Raw genomic sequence first — 14473 nt, forward strand, 5'->3', positions numbered from 1 at the left:
CAAGGCGACCCTTCTTCTTTATAGGTTTGGAGACCGGGCGACGGCAGACGCCGCCCGGGTCTTCATGCTTGATCAGAGGCCGCTATTGTCGGCGGCCGACTTCAGCGCGTCCTCGGGAGAGGACTGGCCGAGCAGCGATTCCTGGATCGCTTGCTGCAGCGCGGTCGAGAGCTCCTGATATTTCGGCGTCGTCGGGCGCGGATACATGGCGGCCAAGCCGATCTTGGCGGCGGAGATCAACTCTTCTTGGCCCTTGGTGACGGCTGGGTCCTCATAGGAGGAGGCCCAGATCGGCAGGCTGAGTTTGGCATAGGCATTCTGCGTCGCCTGCGAGGTCATGAAGGTAATGTATTTCCAGGCCTCATCGGGATGCTGGCTGGCCGAGGTGATGCCGAGGCCCATCGAGCCGTTGACGGCCGAAGCCTCGCTCTTGCCGGCAATACCCGGCGCCGGCACGACGCCGACCTTGCCCGCGACCTTGCTGTCCTTCGGATTGTTGGCCATGTTGTACATGTAGGTCCAGTTCAGCGCGAAGGCGGCATCGCCGTTTTCGAAGACCTTGCGGACGTCCTCTTCCAGGAATTCCTTGGAGTTCGGATTGGTGAGGCCCGAGGAATAGCTCGAAACCATGTATTTCAGCGCATCGAGGCCGCCGCCGGTCTGGAAGGCCGGCTTGCCGTCCTTGAGGAAATCGCCGCCATAGGCGCTGACGAGCGTGGTGTAATCGCAGATCGCGGCTTCGGCCTGCGACCAGCTCCAGGCGATCGGCGTGGCGAGCAGGCCCTTGTCCTTGATCGTCTTTGCCTGCTCGGTCAGCTCGTCCCAGGTTTTCGGCGGAGCCTTGATGCCGGCCTTTTCGAGGATTTCCTTGTTATAGAACAGATATTTGGTGTCGAGGATCCACGGCATGCCGTAATATTTGCCGTCATATTGCACGGTGGTCCAGGCGCCCGGCAGCACGCCCTTCTTCATCTCGTCGGTGACGCGAGAGGAGACGTCGACCAGCACCTTGTTGGTGGCGTATTCGGCCGGCCAGATGACGTCGAAGAGGACGACGTCGTAGCCGCCGCCGGAACCCTGCGCCAGCACCGTCTTGTCGTGCAGGCCTTCATAGGGAACGAATTCGAGATTGACCTTGATATCGGGGTTCGCCTTGGCGAAGGCGTCGGTCATGGCGCGCACATCGGCCTCGCTATAGGCGGCCTGCGCCATGAACAGCGCGTTCAGCGTCGTTTCGGCGAAAGCGTGCGGAGCAAAGGATGCGCCGATCAAGGCCGCACCCAGAAGCGTCTTGTTAAAGGATTTCAGCATTGCAGCCTCCAGTTTTTGACATTTACGCATTGCCGAGGGCGGTCCTCCGCCATCGGTGTTCGAGAGGGCACGCGCGGAAAGCGTGCCGGTTCGTCGTCTCGGAGCGTCGTCAGAGCCGTTGCCCGGCTCCTGCGTTCCCTGGAACTCTCCGGTTCCTTATTAAGTCAAGTGTCTTGACTTATTACTTCTTCAACATTCTATTGGAGTCAAGAGGGAATTGCACATGAATGACAGCCGCCCGATCCGGGCCAAGAGCGGCACCAATCACGAAGGCACCAGCGCGCATAACCGGCGCGTGATGATCGATGCCCTCAGGGTCAACGGTGCGCTTTCCCGCGCCGATCTGGCGCGGGCGACGCGGCTGACCAAGCAGACAGTGTCCAATATCATCGATGAACTCGAGCGCGACGGTCTCGTCAGTTCGCAAGAGGCGGTGAGGAGGGGCAGGGGCCAGCCGTCGACACCCTATCGTCTCGTGCCCGAAGGCGCCTTTGCGATCGGCCTGCAGATCGACCGGCATGTGACGCGGGCGGTCGCCGTCGATCTCGTCGGCAGTGTTCTCGTGCGTGATGAGGCCGGCCTCCCGCCCGGAGGTCCGTCGAACGGGACGAAGGTCATTCTCGACCTCGTCGCCGGCATACGCTCAAAGCTCGCCGGGATCGTCCAGCAGTCGGAAAAGCGGCTGGTCGGCCTCGGTGCCGCCATGCCCGGGCCTTTCGGAGTTGCCGGCAGCGGCGATGATCCGTGGATGATGGAGGCCTGGCAGAAATTTCCGTTGTTGGAAACGCTGACCGCCGGCACCGGGCTCGATGTCGGCCTGCAGAACGATGCGGCGGCGGCGGCGACTGCCGAACGCATGGTGGGAGCTGCCCATGGCCTCGACCATGCCGTCTGCCTCTTTGTCGGCTATGGCATCGGCGCCGGCCTCATTCTGAACGGCGAACTCTACCGCGGCACCAACGGCAATGCCGGCGAGATCGGCATGGCGCTGCTGTTTGCCGACGGCAAATCGACGCCGCTCGAACATCGCGCCTCGCTCGCCTCGCTCTATCAGCATCTATCGGTCGATCCCGCCGATCCTCATCTGCACGCACATATCAACGATCTTGCCTTGAGAGGCGATCAAAGCATCGACGTCTGGGTCGAGGCGGCCGCTGTGGACCTGCGCTGGAGCATCCATCTCATCGAGACGCTGTTCGATCCGCAGACGGTGATCCTCTGCGGCAGCGCGCCGGAAGCGCTGGTGAACAGGTTGATTGCGGCAATCGGCCCGTTGCTGCCCTCGATCGCCGAACGGCGCGGCCGGACGCTGCCGCGCCTCCAGCCGGGCATGGCCGATCCCTGGTCGGTGGCGCTCGGGGCTGCCGCCGGACCGATCAGCCGTGCATTCGATCCGCATTTTGCTGCAATTTTGAAGGATTCCCTCTAATTCAGGGGCTGAAACCGGGCGTTGCACAGCAGTGCAACAGCAGAAAAGACGGCCATTTTTGCAGGTTTCATGCAACGATTTCAGCGAATAAAGACGCGCCGCCGCAATATAGGCAAATATTAAAAATCCTTGAAAATTATATTTATTCGAATATAAATATAACAGTTCGGCAGTGCGCTGGAGTGGCTGGCGAGGCTTCTCTAAATATAGCCTCGGCCGTGGCAAATAACATCCGCATGACGGTTTTGTGACGATACGATTTCGATCGTTTCATGTCATGTAATATTCATTGGCCGCGGCAATTTGAACCAGCTAATAGGGCGTGCGCTGAAAGTGCGCGTCCTTTTACGTTCGAGGTTCTCATGCAAGCCAAGCTTCTCGGCGCCGTTGGCGCCCTTCTCGCTACAGCGTTTCTTGCCGGTCCCGCTGCCGCCGCCGATAAGACCAAGATTGACTTCTGGTTCGGCAATTCCGGTGACATCGCAAAGCGTGTCCAGGAGCAGTGCGATCGCTTCAACCAGTCGCAGGCCGACTACGAAGTCGTCTGCACCAGCCAGGGCAGCTATGACGCGTCCCTGCAGAACACCATTGCTGCCTTCCGCGCCGGCAAGCAGCCGACCATCGCCCAGGTCTCCGACGCCGGCACCCTCGACATCATGCTCTCCGGCGCCTACTACCCGGCCAACAAGCTGATGGCCGACATGGGCTACACCGTCGACTGGAAGGACTACTTCTCCGGTATCTCCGGCTACTACGCGACATCGAAGGGCGAGATGTACTCCTTCCCCTTCAACTCCTCGACCGCTCTTCTCTACTGGAACAAGGACGCCTTCGCCAAGATCGGCAAGGATCATGCTCCGGCGACCTGGAAGGAAGCAGGCGAAGACCTCAAGGCTCTGAAGGATGCAGGCTATGCTTGCCCGCTCGGCTTTGACATCTCCAACAACGAAGTCTGGCAGTACATCGAGCAGTTCGAAGCCGTCAACGGCGAAGCGATCGCCACGAAGAAGAACGGCTTTGAAGGTCTCGACGCCGAGCTGGTGTTCAACAAGAACCCGCTTCTCGTCAGCTACATCAAGGACCTCAAGTCCTGGTACGACGACAAGCTGGTCGTCATCAAGAACAAGGCTGTCGGCCAGACCTTCGTCGAAGCCTTTGCCGCTGGCGATTGCCAGGTCATACTGACCTCCGTCGGCGACCACGGCAACGTTGGCCGCACCGCCAAGCAAGGCATGAACTGGGATGTTGCCATGTTGCCGACCTACGGCGACGCAACCCGTCACAGCTCTTATGTCGGCGGCGCTTCGCTCTGGGTTCTGCAGGGTCACTCCGACGCCGAATACAAGGCTGCTGCCGCCTTCTTCAACTTCATCGCAAAGCCGGAAGAAGCTCTTACCTGGTCGACCGTTACCGGCTACATCCCGGTTCGCAACTCCGGTTTCGAATATCTGAATAAGCAGGGCTTCTACGGCAAGGCGCCTTATGCCGGCCGCGAACTCGCCATTCAGAGCCTGACCGCTTCTCCGGCTGGCGATGCGGCTCCGCAGGGCATCCGCCTCGGTGGCCTGCTGCAGGTCCGCACCGAAATCGCCAATGGTCTGCAGGCAATCTTCGTCAACAATGCCGATGTCCAGGCTTCGCTCGACAGTGCTGCCGAACGCGGCAATACACTCCTGCGTCGCTTCCAGCAGACCTACAAGAACGTTCAGCTCCCCTGATCGGCTGATATGAGCCGCACCCGGCCCGCGTTTTGCGCGCCGGGTGCGTCTTTGTAAGTTCTTTAGTCGGCCGCGGATGCGAGCTCGCCGCCCGCGCCTAAAGCGCGCCGCAATCTTTCAGGTTCGCTCCTGGCGCTTTAGATCTATATTTTTACGCATGTCGCTACAGCAAAACTGCTGCACAGTTTTGCGCGACATGCTTTAAACCAAACCAGGACGAAAACGGCCACTCATGGAAAAGCGCGTCACTTTCTCCTCGACGACGATCGGACTGCTCTTCGCATTTCCGATGCTGTTGCTGATCTTCGTCTTCTTCTACTGGCCGAGCGCGCAGGCGCTGTATTGGGCGTTCACGCTCGAGCAGCCATGGGGCGGCGGTAATGCCTGGGTCGGTTTCGACAATTTCAGACAGCTGCTCACCGATCCTGTTTATTGGGACTCGATCACCCGCAGCATGATCTTCGGCTTCAGCTCGACGGCCATTGCCATGGGTCTGGCGCTGATCCTGGCGCTTTTGACGGATCGTGAGCTGCGTGGCCACAAAGTCTACCGGTCGGTCTTCATCTGGCCTTACGCGATTGCCGCTCCCGCTCTCGGCCTCGCCTTCCGCTTCATCCTGGCGCCGGAAGCCGGCCTTCTATCCGTCATCAACCATGTCTGGCCCGGCCTCTGGAACCCGGCACTCGACGGAAAGGACGCGATGATCGCGGTCATCGTCGCCTTCTCCTGGAAATATATCGGCTACAACTTCATCTTCTTTCTCTCGGCGCTGCAAGGTATTCCGCGCTCGCTGATCGAGGCCGCCGCCATGGACGGCTCGGGGCCGATGCGCCGTATCTGGGATATCCAGCTGCCGCTGCTGACGCCGACGCTGTTCTTCCTGCTCGTCATCAACATCACCGAGAGCTTCCAGGATTCCTTCGGTATCGTCGACGTCATGACGCAGGGCGGCCCGGCGCGCGCCACCGAACTCATGGTCTACAAGATCTATTTCGACGGCTTCAGAGGTCTCGACTATTCGGGCGCTGCAGCGCAGTCCATCATCCTGATGGTGCTCGTTGTTCTTCTCACCATCTTCCAGTTCCGCTTCATCGAGCGGCGCGTGCACTACAAGTGAGGTCGCGGACATGATCGAACGCACGCCGATATTCAACTTCATCTGCTATACGCTTCTCGCGCTCGGCATGGTGATCGCGCTTCTGCCTTTCGCCATCGTCATCATCGCCTCGACGCTTGATCTGGAGACGGTCAATCGCGTGCCGCTGCCGCTGATACCGGGCTCGCATTTCTGGGAAAACGCTGAGACCGCCTGGGTTCGCGCCGATCTCGGCAACAAGCTGTTCCACAGCATCATCTTCGCCGCGACCGTCGGCGCCGGCAAGGTCATCCTTTCCTCGATGGCAGCCTTCTCGATCGTCTACTTCCGCTTTCGCGGCCGGTATGTGATTTTCTGGATCATCTTCATCACGCTGATGCTGCCGCTGGAAGTCCGCATCGTGCCGACCTATTCGATTGCGGCCAACGCGCTGCAGCCTTTCCAGACGATCCTCGACGTCACCGGGATAAGCTGGCTCGTTGCGCAGATCACCGGCGTCCAGATCAAGCTCGAATGGGGCCTGCTGAATTCCTATCCCGGTCTCGTTCTGCCGCTGGTCGCAACCGCGACCGGCACCTTCCTATACCGGCAGTTCTACCTGACGGTTCCCGACGAGCTGGCCGAGGCCTCGAAGATGGACGGATCGGGCCCGGTCCGGTTTTTCTGGGACATTCTGCTGCCGCTCTCGCGGCCAAATATGATCGCGCTCTTCACCATCATGTTCGTCTGGGCCTGGAACCAGTATCTCTGGCCGCTGCTGATCACCACCGATCCGAATTTCGGCATCGCCGTGACGCAGCTCAAGACCCTCATCCCGTCCGAATTCGGCCTGCCCGACTGGAACGTCGCCATGGCCGGAACCCTGATCATCATGTCGCCGCCATTGATCCTCGTCATTCTGATGCAGCGCTGGTTCGTACGCGGCCTTATCTCCACCGAGAAGTGAAGGAGTACTCCCTTGGCACCGATCTCCATTCGTGGCGTGAAGAAAAACTACGGCAAGACCCCCGTCGTTCACGGCGTCGATCTCGACATTCAGTCGGGCGAGTTCATCGTCATCCTTGGCCCATCCGGCTGCGGCAAGTCCACACTGCTGCGCATGATCGCTGGCCTCGAGGAAATCACCGGTGGTGAAATCGCCATTGACGGCCGCGTCGTCAACCAGCTGGAGCCGCGCGAGCGCGGCTGCGCCATGGTATTCCAGAACTATGCGCTTTATCCGCATATGAGCGTTGCCGAGAATATCGGCTACGCATTGAAGGTGGCCGGCGTCTCGAAGGCGGAGCGTCAGCGGCGTATCGGCGAGGTCGCCAAGGCGCTCAGCCTCGAGCCTTTCCTCGACCGTCGGCCCGCCGCTCTTTCCGGCGGTCAGCGCCAGCGTGTCGCCATGGGCCGCGCGATGATCCGCGAACCGAAGGTGTTTCTCTTCGACGAGCCGTTGTCGAACCTCGACGCCAAGCTGCGCATCGCCATGCGCGCCGAAATCCGCCGCCTGCACCGCCGCCTTGGCGCCACTTCGATCTTCGTCACGCATGATCAGACCGAAGCGATGACGCTGGCCGACCGGCTGGTGGTGATGAACGGCGGCAGGGTGGAGCAGGTCGGCACGCCCGAAGAGGTCTATCATCATCCGGTCTCGCGCTTCGTCGCGGGCTTCGTCGGCACGCCGGCGATGAACCTGCTCGAGGGCACGATCAATGACGAGGGCGTCTTCGTCTACGATCAAAGCCGCAAGGTCGCGCTGCCGCGCGAGCGCGCCGCACCGCTGAAAGGCAAACGCGTCGTGCTCGGCATGCGGGCCGAGGCCGCCCGGCTGGTGGCCCCGGATGCGCCGGGTGCCCTTGTCGCAACGGCCGATTTCATCGAAGAGCTCGGCGCAAGCCGCATCGTCCACGCTGATTTCGATGGGCTGCCTTTTGCCGTGGCGCTGACTGAGGCCGTGAAGGTGAAGTCGGGCGATCCGATCGGTATCGCGATCGATTACGACCAGATCCACCTTTATGCCGCCGATACCGGCCGGATCATCGAGAACCCTGTTATGAACAGCGCAGGCGCCGTCCACGCCTAAAGCGGTCTGCGACGATTCTTTGCGATGATCTTGGCAGAGCGTTCGGCGGCTGAGGATGTCAGCCGCTTACTCGAAGGTGAATTGCTCTAGCGATGGATCGGGTCGATCCACGCGACGTCCTCCGGCTTTTCGACCGGCTCGATGTCGAGGTTGACGACGACCGGTTCCTGGCCTGAGCGGACGAGAACGCATTCCAGCGTCTCGTCGCGGCTGGCGTTGATTTCCTGATGCGGCACATAGGGCGGAACATAGATGAAGTCGCCTGGGCCAGCCTCCGCGGTATATTCCAGATGCTCGCCCCAGCGCATGCGGGCCTTGCCCTTGACCACGTAGATGATGCTTTCGAGATCGCCATGGTGATGGGCGCCGGTCTTGGCGTTGGCATGGATCGTCACCGTGCCGGCCCAGATCTTTTCGGCGCCGGCGCGCGCATTGTTGATCGCGGTCGCGCGGTTCATGCCCGGCGTCTGCGCAGTGTTCGGATCGAGCGAATTACCGGGGATGACCTTGACGCCATGTTCCCGCCAGTCGACATGGTGATGCTCGTGATCGTCGCTCATGCCTTGCCTCCAGCTTCGATTTGATCAGTCTAGGCTTGAGCCGGGCGGCGGCCAAGCGGATTTGCCGCTGCGCAGCCGCATAACGTCTCGGCCCGATAGCTTCTGCGCACAAAGGAAAGAACGGACCCGATGAGCCACCTCCCGCAAATCGACTATGACACCGCTTCGGAAGAGGTTCGTGCGGCGCATGACGAGGAAGTCAGGCTGCGCGGCCGGATGACCAACATGAAGCGGACACTGCTGCACTCGCCGGCGGCTCACCGCATCTATGCCGAGTGGTTCACGCTGCGCGCCGAACTCGATCCCGCGATCAACGACCGGGCGATCTGGGTTTTCTCGCATGCGATCTCGAAGGCGGCGAAATCGAAGATCGCCATCACCTTCTTTCGCCGGGCGCTGATCAACAAGGGGTTCAATCCCGATGCGCTGGAGTTTTCAGACGAGGAAGCGCTGCTCGACGCCTTCGGCAAGGCGATCGTCGCCGATTCCAACGCTGTTCCCGCCGAACTCTGGGCGAAGCTGAAAGAGCGCTACGAGACCAAGGTGCTTGTCGATCTCGTCGCCTTTTCCGGCATCATGCTGGCGACCGCCGTCTTCAACAATGTCGTCGAGGTCGATTTCGATCCCGAGCTTGATGCCTTTGCCGAAGGCGCCAGTTCATCCGCATCCTGAAGTTTCAGCTATCGAGCGGCAGGATCAGCACATCGCGCGGCGGCACCTCGATGCCACTATTGCCGATATGGTCGATCGGCCAGACTGCCTGGCTTTGCGCAAGCGCTCCTCGGGCCAGCGTCACCTCGGTCTTCTGCGCCGTTCTCGTCGGATTGACGAGCCAGAGGAAGCTGCCTTTTTCCCCCTTGTGGATACGGGCGAAGAGTGCGGCATTCGACAACGTCACGTGGTGCTTCTTCCCACTCCATCTCAATAGCTCAGTGAAGAAAGCGCCGTTCGTCTTCCCTTGCGTGCGGTAATAGGCAACGGAGGGATTGGTGCCGATCAGCAGCGTGCGGCCCTTGCCATAGGCATTTTCGACGACGGCAAGACGGCCGTCGGTGAAGTGGCCGCGTCCCGTTCCGCCGGCCAGCCGATAAGACTGCAGGAAGCCGCCGCCGTCGACCGCCGCGCCGTCGAGATCGAAATGGATGTGGTCGCCGATATCGGGCATGAACTCGACCTCTTCCTCTCGCGCGCCGAAGACCTCGTCGAGGCCCATGTTCGGCTGCACGGTGCCGACATGGCCGCGATCGCCGAAATAGCCGGGGCATGCCTCGGCAATCAGCGTGCCGCCGTTTTCGACCCAAGCTTTCAGGCGCTTCGCCTGCTCTGATGTGAACATGATCGGATAGGGGAAATAGAGGAAATCATAGGCCGCGATGTCGTCGATATGCACCCAGTCCGGCTGCACGCCGTTTTCGAGGAAGGCGCGATAGGCGCCCCACATGGCTTCGGGATAGGGTTTCTCCTTGCGGTCGTGGTTCAGGAGGTAATCGAACTCTTGCGTTTCGCGGACGACGAGGATGCCGACTTCGCCGCGCACCGGCTTTGCCTCCCAGAGGGGAGCCTGTGCCGTGTCGTTGGCCCATTTCGCCATGGCGCTTGCCATATCGGAGCGCGGCGTGCGCGAGCCGTCCATGCCGTAGGAGCCGAAGGCGCCGAAGAGTGGACCATCGAGCAGCGGGCGCCAGCGCAGATTGATCACGCCGCGGGCGCCGCCGGCAAGTGAGGTCATGCTCCAGAGACGGATATCCTCGGGCTCGGCGACGCGGCCATCTTCCTTGTCGCGGCCGATCACCTGCGGCTGCAGCCAGAGCGGCCCGCCCTGGCGTTCGGCATGCCAAAAAGGCTTGCCGCGGGCGGCGGCACGGTTGATGTCGACGCCATACCAGTTCTTCCAGGCTTCCGACCCCTTGCGGGCCTGGATCCAGGTGAAGCCGTAAACCTCGACCTTGGAGGCGGCGAGCCAGTCGTCGCAGCCGTTGGCCGCCATGTTGGGAATTGCGCCGGATATGCCGTGGGCAACGATGGTGTTCTTCTGGTCGACGGCGCGGATCGTGTCGATGCGCCATTGCATCTGATCATAGAAATTGTCGCGTTTGAACTGCAGCCAGTCGATGCATTCGGGGTAGGGCGCCATGTGCACCGGCGGCTCGATATCGTCCCATTCGGCATAGCTGTAGCGGTACCAGGCCTTGGCCAGAACCTTCAGGCTGCCGTATTTCCTTTCCAGCCATTTGCGAAAGGCAGCCTTGGCATAGGGGCTGTAATCGACATCGGCGGAATAGTTGCACTCGTTCCAGACGTCGTAGCCATAGATCGCCGGATGATCCTTGTAGCGGGTGGCGAGCGCGGTCAGGAACTTGCCCGCGGCTTCCTTCACTTCGGGGCAGTTCAGCGTCAGGGCGCCGGCGCCGCCACCATTGTTGGAGAAGCCGCCGGTCGCCGACGACACACCCATATAGGAACCGAGTTTGGTGCCGTCGGCATTGACCTGCAATGCATGAGCGTATTTGCGCACCGCCCAGTCGGGCACGGCATGGATAAGCTCGGCGATAACGGTCTTGATGCCGTTTGCGGCGGCAAGGTCCATCTGACGGTCATATTCCTCCCAGTCGTAGACGCCGGGGGCGGTTTCGATCGCGCTCCACATGAACCAGTGGCGGAAGATGTTGAGGCCGTCTTGCCCGGCGGTCGTGTAGTCGCGCTCCCAGTCTTCGCGGGGTGGGTTCGACTTGCGGAAATAGACGGCACCGTAGGGCAGTTGGATATCTTTGTTGAGCATTGTCCTGTCCTTCTCTATCGATGTCCGGACATGGCTTCGCCGTCCGGAAAGTAGGCTCCGGCAGTCGGCAATCGAAGTGGCGTCCGGCTATTCTAAAAAAGCGTTGATCTAGCGTCCTCCGGCGAGGAGTTCCAGGGTGCGGATGAGGGCGGAATGGTCGCGTTCGCCGTCGCCATTGGCGATCGCGGCATTCATCAACTGTTGCGTGGCGGCCGTGTTCGGCAGCGACAGATCGAGCGCGCGGGCGGCATCGACGGCAAGCGTCATGTCCTTGCGGTGCAGGCGGATGCGGAAGCCGGGCTCGAAGGTCTCCTTGACCATGCGCTCGCCATGCACTTCGAGGATGCGCGAAGCGGCAAAGCCGCCCATCAGTGCTGCGCGCACCTTGGCTGGATCGGCGCCGGCCTTCCTTGCAAAGAGCAGCGCTTCGGCAACCGCCTCGATCGTCAGGCCGACGATGATCTGGTTGGCGACCTTGGCGGTCTGCCCGTCGCCGCTGCCGCCGACATGGGTGATGTTCTTGCCCATCTTTTCGAAGAACGGCTTGGCGCGTTCGAAAACCTGCTCCTTGCCTCCGACCATGATCGTCAGCGAGGCGGCCTTGGCGCCGACCTCACCGCCGGAAACGGGAGCATCGAGATAGTCGCAGCCGAGCGCCTCGATGCGTTTGGCGAAAGTCTTGGTGGCGACCGGCGAGATCGAGCTCATGTCGATAACCAGCTTGCCCTGGGAAAGGCCGGAGGCGACGCCGTCTTCGCCGAACAGCACCGCCTCGACATCTGGTGTATCCGGCAGCATCAGGATGACGATGTCGGAAGCGTGCGCCACCGCCCTTGCGCTGGCGGCGGCTTTGCCGCCCTTGTCGACAAGATGCTGCGAGGTTTCCTTCACGCGGTTCAGATGCAGCGTGTGGCCGGCGTCGATCAGGTGTTCCGCCATCGGGCGGCCCATGACGCCCAGTCCGATAAATCCGATGTTCATGCTGTCCTCGCTGTCTTCAGATAGGGTTTCATCCAGCCGAGGCCTTCGCTGGTGCCGGATTTCGGCTTGTACTCGCAGCCGACCCAGCCGTCGTAGCCGAGGCGGTCGAGCTCGGAGAGGATGAAGCCGTAATTGATCTCGCCGGTGCCGGGTTCGTTGCGGCCGGGATTGTCGGCGATCTGGACATGGGCGATCTTCTCCTTCAGCCGGATGAAGGTGGGGATCAGGTCGCCCTGCATGATCTGCATGTGGTAGAAATCATACTGGATGTAGAGATTGTCCGAGCCGACCCGGTCGAGAATGCGTTCGGCATCAGCGGTGGTCGACAGGAAGAAGCCGGGAATATCGCGCAGGTTGATCGGCTCGACCAGCAGCTTGACGCCGACGTCGGCACAACGCTTTGCAGCATATTTCAGATTGTCGACCAGCACCGTTTCCAGCGTTTGGAGGTCCGCACCCTTCGGCACCAGCCCGGAGATGACATTCACCTGTGGGCAATCGAGCGCTGCGGCATAGTCGAGCGCCTGCGCGACCCCGTTGCGGAACTCCTCTACGCGGTCCGGCAGGCAGGCAATGCCGCGCTCGCCGCCGGCCCAGTCGCCTGATGGCACGTTGAAGAGCGCCTGTTTCAGGCCACTCGCTTTCAACGTCTCGGCGACCTTCTCCTTGGGCTCGGCATAGGGGCCGAGATATTCGAGGGCGCCGAAGCCGTCCTTTGCGGCTGCCGTGAAGCGGTCGAGAAAGGGCAGGTCCTGGTAGAGGAAGGAAAGGTTGGCGGAAAATTTCGGCACGGGATCGTCCTTAGATATTGGCAGGCGCGACGAAACGATGCCGGTGCAGCATGCGCTTGTCGCGGGGGTCGGGATTGGGAACGGCTGATATGAGGCTCTTGGTATAGGCCTCCTCGGGAGCGGTGCAGATCTGTTCGGCCTCGCCAAGTTCGACGATTTTGCCGCGATGCATGACGGCGACGCGATCGCAGAAATAACGGACGACCGAAATGTCGTGGGAGATGAAGATGAAGCTCAGGTTCAGTCGTTGACGGATATCGAGTAGCAGGTCGAGGATCTGGCTGCGGATCGAGACGTCGAGTGCCGACGTCGCCTCGTCGGCGATGATGATGCGCGGATCGAGCGCAAGGGCGCGGGCGATGCCGATGCGCTGGCGCTGGCCGCCGGAGAAGGCATGCGGATAACGCTCCATGCCCATCGGATCGAGGCCGACGAGGCGCATCAGCTCGGCGACGCGGTCCTCCAGCGCCTTGCCCTTGGCCAGCCCATTGACAACAAGCGGATCACCGATCACCTCCTTGACGGTCATGCGCGGATTGAGCGACGCGAAAGGATCCTGGAAGACCAGGCGGACTTCGCGGTGGAAGGTGCGGAGTTCGCGCTTGGTGAGTTTCGTGACGTCGATCTCGCTACCGTCCTTGCCGCGATAGCTGATGCTGCCCGATGTCGGCTCGACGGTGCGCAGGATGAGCCGGCCGAGCGTCGTCTTGCCGGAGCCGCTTTCGCCGACGATGCCGAGGTTTTCGCCGGGATAAAGATCGAAGCTGGCGTCGTCGACGGCGCGCAGCGTGTTTGATTTGCCGTGCCAGCCGTAGATCTTGCCGAGGTTGCGGACGGACAGGATCGGCTGCGGCGCCTCCGGCGATAGTGCCACGGCGGGCAGCCTGCCTTCGACATGGTGGGTGAGCTTGACCGTCGAGGCCAGCAACTGCCGGGTATAGGGATGCTCGGCGGCATGGTAGATCGCATCCACCGGTCCGCGCTCGACGATGCGGCCGAAGCGCATGACGGCGACATCATCGGCCACTTCGGCGACGATCCCCATGTCATGGGTGATGAGCAGCATGGCCATGCCGCGTTCGACCTGCAACCGCTTGATCAGGTCAAGGATTTCGGCCTGGGTGGTGACGTCGAGCGCCGTCGTCGGTTCGTCGGCGATGAGAATATCGGGATTGCCGGCAAGCGCCATGGCGATCATGGCGCGCTGGCGCATGCCGCCGGAGAACTCGAAGGTGTAGCGGTCGGCCATCTTGTCCGGGTTCGGGATCTCGACCTGGCGCAGCAGTTCGACGGTCCTTTCGCGGGCGGCGCGATGATCGAGATTGCTGTGCAGGCGCACCGCCTCGATGATCTGCGAACCAATGGTGTGAACCGGCGACAGCGAGCTCATCGGCTCCTGGAAGATCAGGCCGATGCGGCGGCCGCGTATGGCGCGCATCGCCCGGTCGGACGGCTTCAAGGCGGCAATGTCGATGACCCCGTTACCCCCGGTGACCCCGTCGCCATTGCTGAGCAGGATGCGGCCGGAAACGATGCTGCCGGGGCTGTCGACGATCTGCAGCAGCGAACGGGCGGTGACGCTTTTGCCGGAGCCGCTTTCGCCGACGAGGCAGAGCGTCTCACCGCGCTTCAGCTCGAAGCTGACATTTTCGACGGCGTGCAGGATGTGGGTGCGCAGCCTGAAATCGATCGAGAGGTTTTCGACGGAGAGAACGACGTCTTTTGAAAGATCGGCCATGG

At 61.5% G+C, this 14473-nt stretch carries 12 protein-coding genes; 6 read left to right on the plus strand and 6 right to left on the minus strand.

Features of this window, described 5'->3' with window-relative positions:
- Positions 1 to 72 precede the first annotated feature (72 nt).
- On the minus strand, positions 73 to 1311 hold the full coding sequence (locus tag HX899_RS00270) for an extracellular solute-binding protein (protein WP_181291402.1): 1239 nt from the start codon (positions 1309 to 1311) through the stop codon (positions 73 to 75).
- Positions 1312 to 1534: 223 nt separating this feature from the next.
- Here HX899_RS00270 and HX899_RS00275 point away from each other — a divergent pair, with 223 nt between their 5' ends.
- The 5 genes from HX899_RS00275 to HX899_RS00295 all read left to right on the plus strand — a co-directional run bounded on the left by HX899_RS00275 (position 1535) and on the right by HX899_RS00295 (position 7622).
- Entirely contained in the window at positions 1535 to 2740 is a 1206-nt protein-coding gene (locus HX899_RS00275) for an ROK family transcriptional regulator (protein WP_181291403.1), read from the plus strand.
- A 362-nt stretch (positions 2741 to 3102) separates the two neighbouring features.
- Positions 3103 to 4458: an extracellular solute-binding protein gene (locus HX899_RS00280; protein ID WP_138330159.1), complete on the plus strand. Its 1356-nt coding sequence runs from the start codon at positions 3103 to 3105 to the stop codon at positions 4456 to 4458.
- A 232-nt stretch (positions 4459 to 4690) separates the two neighbouring features.
- Positions 4691 to 5575: a carbohydrate ABC transporter permease gene (locus HX899_RS00285; RefSeq protein WP_072637366.1), complete on the plus strand. Its 885-nt coding sequence runs from the start codon at positions 4691 to 4693 to the stop codon at positions 5573 to 5575.
- 10 nt (positions 5576 to 5585) lie between these two features.
- A complete protein-coding gene (locus HX899_RS00290; RefSeq protein ID WP_138330160.1) occupies positions 5586 to 6500 on the plus strand; it encodes an ABC transporter permease subunit in 915 nt (304 codons plus the stop codon).
- 12 nt (positions 6501 to 6512) lie between these two features.
- The gene (locus tag HX899_RS00295) at positions 6513 to 7622 is read left to right on the plus strand and encodes a sn-glycerol-3-phosphate import ATP-binding protein UgpC (RefSeq protein ID WP_029872477.1); all 1110 of its coding nucleotides are present in this window, start codon (positions 6513 to 6515) and stop codon (positions 7620 to 7622) included.
- Positions 7623 to 7708: 86 nt separating this feature from the next.
- Here the strand turns inward: HX899_RS00295 and HX899_RS00300 are convergent, their stop codons facing one another.
- Positions 7709 to 8182 (minus strand): cupin domain-containing protein, encoded by a 474-nt coding sequence (locus tag HX899_RS00300; protein WP_027683319.1) that lies wholly within the window; start codon positions 8180 to 8182, stop codon positions 7709 to 7711.
- A 129-nt stretch (positions 8183 to 8311) separates the two neighbouring features.
- On the opposite strand from HX899_RS00300, the gene HX899_RS00305 reads away from it, so the two are divergent.
- Positions 8312 to 8854 carry a hypothetical protein gene (locus HX899_RS00305; RefSeq protein ID WP_138330161.1) on the plus strand — a complete coding sequence of 181 codons (543 nt, stop codon included), beginning with the start codon at positions 8312 to 8314 and terminating at the stop codon, positions 8852 to 8854.
- Between the two features lie 4 nt (positions 8855 to 8858).
- Here the strand turns inward: HX899_RS00305 and HX899_RS00310 are convergent, their stop codons facing one another.
- The 4 genes from HX899_RS00310 to HX899_RS00325 form a co-directional block, all read right to left on the minus strand.
- Positions 8859 to 10961: a beta-galactosidase gene (locus tag HX899_RS00310; protein ID WP_181291404.1), complete on the minus strand. Its 2103-nt coding sequence runs from the start codon at positions 10959 to 10961 to the stop codon at positions 8859 to 8861.
- 108 nt (positions 10962 to 11069) lie between these two features.
- Positions 11070 to 11942 (minus strand): 2-hydroxy-3-oxopropionate reductase, encoded by an 873-nt coding sequence (locus HX899_RS00315; protein WP_181291405.1) that lies wholly within the window; start codon positions 11940 to 11942, stop codon positions 11070 to 11072.
- Positions 11939 to 12733 (minus strand): 2-oxo-tetronate isomerase, encoded by a 795-nt coding sequence (otnI, locus tag HX899_RS00320; protein WP_181291406.1) that lies wholly within the window; start codon positions 12731 to 12733, stop codon positions 11939 to 11941. The genes HX899_RS00315 and otnI overlap by 4 nt, the downstream gene beginning before the upstream one ends.
- A 10-nt stretch (positions 12734 to 12743) precedes the next feature.
- Positions 12744 to 14471: an ABC transporter ATP-binding protein gene (locus HX899_RS00325; RefSeq protein WP_181291407.1), complete on the minus strand. Its 1728-nt coding sequence runs from the start codon at positions 14469 to 14471 to the stop codon at positions 12744 to 12746.
- Positions 14472 to 14473: the final 2 nt, after the last annotated feature.

This window comes from Rhizobium sp. WYCCWR 11146, assembly GCF_013591995.1.
Taxonomy (GTDB): Bacteria; Pseudomonadota; Alphaproteobacteria; order Rhizobiales; family Rhizobiaceae; genus Rhizobium; species Rhizobium indicum.

Bases quoted from the DNA above. Each gene is read 5' to 3' on its own strand.
- HX899_RS00270 (WP_181291402.1), bottom strand. From the start codon at position 1,311: ATGCTGAAATCCTTTAACAAGACGCTTCTGGGTGCGGCCTTGATCGGC.
- HX899_RS00275 (WP_181291403.1), top strand. From the start codon at position 1,535: ATGAATGACAGCCGCCCGATCCGGGCCAAGAGCGGCACCAATCACGAA.
- HX899_RS00280 (WP_138330159.1), top strand. From the start codon at position 3,103: ATGCAAGCCAAGCTTCTCGGCGCCGTTGGCGCCCTTCTCGCTACAGCG.
- HX899_RS00285 (WP_072637366.1), top strand. From the start codon at position 4,691: ATGGAAAAGCGCGTCACTTTCTCCTCGACGACGATCGGACTGCTCTTC.
- HX899_RS00290 (WP_138330160.1), top strand. From the start codon at position 5,586: ATGATCGAACGCACGCCGATATTCAACTTCATCTGCTATACGCTTCTC.
- HX899_RS00300 (WP_027683319.1), bottom strand. From the start codon at position 8,182: ATGAGCGACGATCACGAGCATCACCATGTCGACTGGCGGGAACATGGC.
- HX899_RS00305 (WP_138330161.1), top strand. From the start codon at position 8,312: ATGAGCCACCTCCCGCAAATCGACTATGACACCGCTTCGGAAGAGGTT.
- HX899_RS00310 (WP_181291404.1), bottom strand. From the start codon at position 10,961: ATGCTCAACAAAGATATCCAACTGCCCTACGGTGCCGTCTATTTCCGC.
- HX899_RS00315 (WP_181291405.1), bottom strand. From the start codon at position 11,942: ATGAACATCGGATTTATCGGACTGGGCGTCATGGGCCGCCCGATGGCG.
- HX899_RS00325 (WP_181291407.1), bottom strand. From the start codon at position 14,471: ATGGCCGATCTTTCAAAAGACGTCGTTCTCTCCGTCGAAAACCTCTCG.